This is a genomic window from Streptomyces jumonjinensis, assembly GCF_009600885.1.
Taxonomy (GTDB): domain Bacteria; phylum Actinomycetota; class Actinomycetes; order Streptomycetales; family Streptomycetaceae; genus Streptomyces; species Streptomyces jumonjinensis.
The window spans coordinates 1-5,199 of record NZ_VCLA01000135.1; the positions used below are offsets into that span (position 1 = coordinate 1).

The following is a 5,199-nucleotide window of genomic DNA, read 5'->3' on the forward strand; positions in this document are numbered from 1 at the left end:
ACTCCCCTCACCACGCCGCGACGGCCCCGCCCGCACGGAGCCCCGCCCGCCCCCGCCCACACGGAGCCCGCGCCCCCACACCCCCGGCAGCTGCCCCACATCCCCCGGCAGCCGCCCTTGCACCCCCGCCCCCACCCCGCCGACCTCGCGCACCGTCACCGCCCGCGCCGCCGCTCCCCGCCCCCGCCACCACCCCCTGAGCACCCCTTGAGCACTCCCGCACCCCTCCCGGCGGCGGGAACACACCCCTCGCCCGGCCCTCCGGCGACCCGTCTGTCACACCCTGCGGTTACCTTCGGAACATGGCAGGCACCACCGGCACCCCCCAGGACCTGTACGACGACACGGCCACCGAGCGCTGGGCCCCCGAGCCCGACAAGCGCTCGGGACGGACCGCCTTCCAGCGCGACCGCGCCCGGGTACTGCACTCATCGGCGCTGCGCCGTCTCGCGGGCAAGACCCAGGTCGTCACCCCCGGCACCCGCAACCAGGCATGGGACGCCAGCCCGCGCACCCGGCTCACCCACTCCCTGGAGTGCGCCCAGGTCGGCCGGGAGCTCGGCGCGGCCCTCGGCTGCGACCCCGATCTGGTGGAGGCCGCCTGCCTCTCCCACGACATGGGCCATCCGCCCTTCGGGCACAACGGCGAGACCGCGCTCAACGAATTCGCCGCCGACTGCGGAGGCTTCGAGGGGAACGCCCAGTCCCTGCGCCTGCTCACCCGCATCGAGCCCAAGCGGTTCATCCACCCGGACGGCGAAGACCCCGTCAGCGTCGGCCTCAACCTCACCCGGGCCGCCCTGGACGCGGCCACCAAATACCCCTGGCCCCGCGGCGGCCACCCCACCGACCCCCGCTCGCCCAAATTCGGCGTCTACGAGGACGACCTGCCCGTCTTCCGCTGGATCCGCGAAGGCACCCCCCCGGACCGCATCTGCTTCGAAGCGCAGGTGATGGACTGGTCCGACGACGTGGCCTACTCGGTGCACGACTTCGAGGACGGGCTCCACGCCGGACACCTCGACCCCAATCTGCTGCTCGCCGAGCCCGAGCGCGCCGACATATGGCGCGTGGCGATCGGCCGCTACGTACCGGCGGACACCGACCCCGAGGAGCTCTCCGAGGCCCTCGACCGCCTCACCGACCAGGAGTGGTGGCCCCACCACTACGACGGCTCGGCCATCGCCCCGGCCCGGCTCAAGGACGCCACCAGCCAGCTCATCGGCCGGTTCTGTCTCGCCGCCGAAGGCGCCACCAAGCTGGCGTACGGCACCGGACGCCTCACCCGGTACGAAGCCGAGCTGGTCGTCCCCCGCGAGGTGCGCCATGAGTGCGCCGTGCTCAAGGCCATCGCCGACCGCTATGTGATGCAGCGCGCCGAGCACGAGGTCCTCCGCGCCGATCAGCAGAGAGTCCTGGCCGAGCTGGCGGAGGCGCTCGCCGCCCGCGCCCCCGACAGCCTGGACCCCCAGTTCCGCGCCCTGTTCCATGCCGCGGCCGACGACCGGGCGCGCGGTCGGGTGATTGTGGATCAGCTCGCCTCGCTCACCGACGCCTCGGCCCGCACCCTGCACGCCCAGCTCACAGCGCGTCGCTAGGCCCCTGAGAGCCCCCCGGGAGCGCCCTCCCGGGGGACACGCCAAGACCACCCCCCCTTCCGCTGTCACCCTCCGTGCGGGACGCTCCCTCATGGCCGCGCAGCACAGCGGCCGGGCAGCGCAGCAGCCAGAAAGAGGAGGCATCAAGTGGTCGACGGACACCAGACATTCGTCATCGTCGGCGGTGGTCTCGCCGGGGCCAAGGCCGCCGAGACCCTCCGTGCCGAGGGGTTCACCGGGCGAGTGATCCTCATCGGCGACGAGGGCGACCAGCCCTATGAACGCCCGCCCCTCTCGAAGGGCTATCTCCTGGGCAAGGAGGAACGCGACGGCGTCTTCGTCCATGAGCCCGCCTGGTACGCGCAGGCCGATGTGGAGCTCCACCTCGGACAGCCCGTCGTCGCCGTCGACCGCGCCGGGAAGTCGGTGCGCCTCGGCGACGGCACCGTTCTCCACTACGACAAACTGCTGCTCGCCACCGGAGCGGAGCCGCGCCGGCTGGACATCCCCGGCACCGGGCTGGCCGGCGTCCACCATCTGCGCCGTCTCGCCCACGCCGACCGGCTCCGCCAGGTCCTGCGCACCCTCGGCCGGGAGAACGGCCGGCTGGTCATCGCCGGGGCCGGCTGGATCGGTCTGGAGGTCGCCGCCGCCGCCCGGGGCTACGGCGCCGAGGTGACCGTCATCGAACCGGAGACGACCCCGCTGTACCAGGTCATCGGCCCCGAGCTGGGCCAGATCTTCACCGATCTGCACCAGGAGCACGGCGTCGCCTTCCGCTTCGGCGCCCGGCTCTCCGAGATCACCGGCCAGGACGGCGTGGTGCTGGCCGTCCGCACGGACGACGGCGAGGAGTACCCCGCCCACGATGTGCTCGCCGCGATCGGCGCCGCGCCCCGCACCGCGCTCGCCGAGGCAGCCGGTCTCGCGCTCGCCGACCGGGCCCACGGCGGCGGCATCGCCGTGGACGCCTCCCTGCGCACCTCCGACCCCGATGTCTACGCCGCGGGCGATGTGGCCGCCGCCCACCATCCGCTGCTCGGCTCCCGGATCCGCGTGGAGCACTGGGCGAACGCCCTCAACGGCGGCCCGGCCGCCGCGCGCTCCATGCTCGGCCAGGACGTCTCGTACGACCGCGTCCCCTACTTCTTCTCCGACCAGTACGACCTGGGCCTGGAGTACTCGGGGTGGGCCCCGGCCGGGTCGTACGACCAGGTGGTGCTGCGCGGGGACGCCGGAAAACGGGAGTTCATCGCGTTCTGGCTCAAGGACCGCCGGGTGCTCGCCGGGATGAACGTCAATGTGTGGGATGTCACTGCCCCCATCCAGGAGCTGATCCGCTCCGGTGAGCCGGTGGACCCCGAGGCGCTCGGCGACCCGTCCGTGCCCCTGACCTCCCTGGCCTCCCCGCCCGCCGCCCCGGGCGAGTGAGCCGCACGGGGCTGGCCGCACTGGGAGCGGGCACCAGAGGTGAGCACCAGGAGCGAGCACCGGAGGTGAACACCGGAACCGCGGCCTCCGGGCGGATGATCCCATCGGGCCGGCGGGAGGAGTTGTCCACAGCCGACGGGAGCGCCGCCGTTCCCCCGTAGAATTCATCCGTGGCCGGCAGGATCAACGATGACGACGTGAAGGCGGTACGGGACGCGGTCCCGATCGACTCCGTCGTGTCCGAATACCTCCAGCTGCGCAACGCGGGCGGCGGCAATCTGAAGGGCCTCTGCCCCTTCCACGACGAGAAGTCGCCTTCCTTCCAGGTCAGCCCCAGCAAGGGTCTCTTCCACTGCTTCGGCTGCCAGGAAGGCGGCGACACGATCGCCTTCGTGATGAAGATCGACCATCTCACCTTCTCCGAGACGGTCGAGCGGCTCGCCGCCGCCGCGGGCATCACCCTGCGGTACGAGGAGGGCGGGTACAACCCCAGCCACCAGCGGGGCGAGCGCATCCGGCTGGTGGAGGCCCACAAGATCGCCGCCCAGTTCTACATCGACCAGCTGGAGAACGGCTCCGAGGCGGAGACGGGCCGCGCCTTCCTCGCCGACCGCGGCTTCGACCACGCCGCCGCCCAGCACTTCAGCGTCGGCTACAGCCCCCAGGGCTGGGACCACCTCACCCGCTTTCTGCGCGGCAAGGGCTTCAGCGACAAGGAGCTGATCCTCTCCGGCCTCTCCCAAGAGGGCCGCCGCGGTCCCATCGACCGCTTCCGGGGCCGGCTGATGTGGCCGATCCGCGATATCTCCGGCGATGTCGTCGGCTTCGGCGCGCGCAAGCTCTACGAGAGCGACAACGGGCCCAAGTATCTGAACACCCCTGAGACCGGCATCTACAAGAAGTCCCAGGTCCTGTACGGCATCGACCTCGCCAAGAAGGAGATCGCCAAGACCAGCCGGGCCGTGGTCGTCGAGGGGTACACCGATGTGATGGCCTGCCATCTGGCGGGCGTGACCACCGCCATCGCCACCTGCGGCACGGCCTTCGGCGGCGATCACATCAAGACCCTCCGACGGCTGCTGATGGACAACGCCACCGCCGAGGTGATCTTCACCTTCGACGGAGACGCCGCCGGGCAGAAGGCCGCGCTGCGCGCCTTCGAGGACGACCAGAAGTTCGCCGCCGAGACCTCGATCGCGATCACCCCCGGTGGGATGGACCCCTGCGATCTCCGGCTCGCCGAGGGCGACCAGGCCGTGGAGAAGCTGGTCGACACCCGGACCCCGCTCTTCGAGTTCGCCATCCGCCAGGTCGTGACCCGCCACAATCTGGAGACGCCCGCGGGCCGGGCCGCCGCCCTCGACGAGGCCGCGCCGATCGTCGCCGGCATCAAGAACATCGCGATCCAGCACGAGTCCGCCGTCCAGCTCGCCGGGCTCGTCGGCATCCTCGACACCCAGTTCGTGGTCAAGCGGGTCGCCCAGCTCGCCCGCTGGGCCCGGGACCGCGGCGGACGCGGCCCGGCCCCCTCCCGTACGAACGCGCCCCAGCAGCAGACCCAGGCCCCCGCCGCCCCCTCGGGGGGCGGCGGCCCGGCGCTCAACCTCCGCAGCCCGGCCCACCGCACCGAGCGCGAGCTGCTCAAACTCGCCCTCCAGCATCCCGATCTGGTCTCCCCAGCCTTCGACGCCTACGGTGTGGACGAGTTCACCGGACCGCCCTACGCGGCGGTCCGCCAGACCGTCGCCGACGCGGGCGGGGCCGAGCAGGGCACGGCCGACAGCTCCGGCTATCTCGCCCGCGTCCGGGACGCCGCGCCGAACGACACGGTCCGCGCCCTGGTCACCGAGCTGGCCGTGGAGGCCATCCACGCCCGGACGGTCGACGAGAGCTATGCCGGGGTACAGCTCGTCCAGGTCCGGCTGCGCGCCGTCGACCGCCGTATCGGCGAGGTCCAGGGCACCATGGCCCGCCTCGGCCAGCACGCGGACCCCGAGCGGCTCACCGCCGTGACGAACGAGCTCTGGGTGCTCCAGCAGTACGGCCAGTCCCTCCGCAACCACGGCGTGGCAGCGCTCTAGCACCCCGCTCCAGCACACCGCCCCCGCCCCCGGCCGCCCCCGCCCCCGGCCGCGCCCGCCCCCGGCCGCCCCCGCCCCCGGCCGCCCCC

General features: G+C 72.7%; 3 protein-coding genes. All 3 read left to right on the forward strand.

Annotated elements, in window-relative coordinates; translation table 11 throughout:
- The first annotated feature begins 302 nt into the window (after nt 1-302).
- The 3 genes from FF041_RS16030 to dnaG all read left to right on the forward strand — a co-directional run bounded on the left by FF041_RS16030 (nt 303) and on the right by dnaG (nt 5,110).
- On the forward strand, nt 303-1,598 hold the full coding sequence (locus FF041_RS16030; protein ID WP_153523446.1) for a deoxyguanosinetriphosphate triphosphohydrolase: 1,296 nt from the start codon (nt 303-305) through the stop codon (nt 1,596-1,598).
- Nucleotides 1,599-1,745: 147 nt separating this feature from the next.
- Nucleotides 1,746-3,029, forward strand: coding sequence for an NAD(P)/FAD-dependent oxidoreductase (locus FF041_RS16035; protein ID WP_323371517.1), 1,284 nt, complete (start codon nt 1,746-1,748; stop codon nt 3,027-3,029).
- A 170-nt stretch (nt 3,030-3,199) separates the two neighbouring features.
- Nucleotides 3,200-5,110, forward strand: coding sequence for a DNA primase (gene dnaG / locus FF041_RS16040; RefSeq protein WP_323391927.1), 1,911 nt, complete (start codon nt 3,200-3,202; stop codon nt 5,108-5,110).
- Nucleotides 5,111-5,199 lie beyond the last annotated feature (89 nt).

Excerpts from the sequence above, each read along its gene's own strand:
- FF041_RS16030 (WP_153523446.1), top strand. The coding sequence starts at position 303 with ATGGCAGGCACCACCGGCACCCCCCAGGACCTGTACGACGACACGGCC.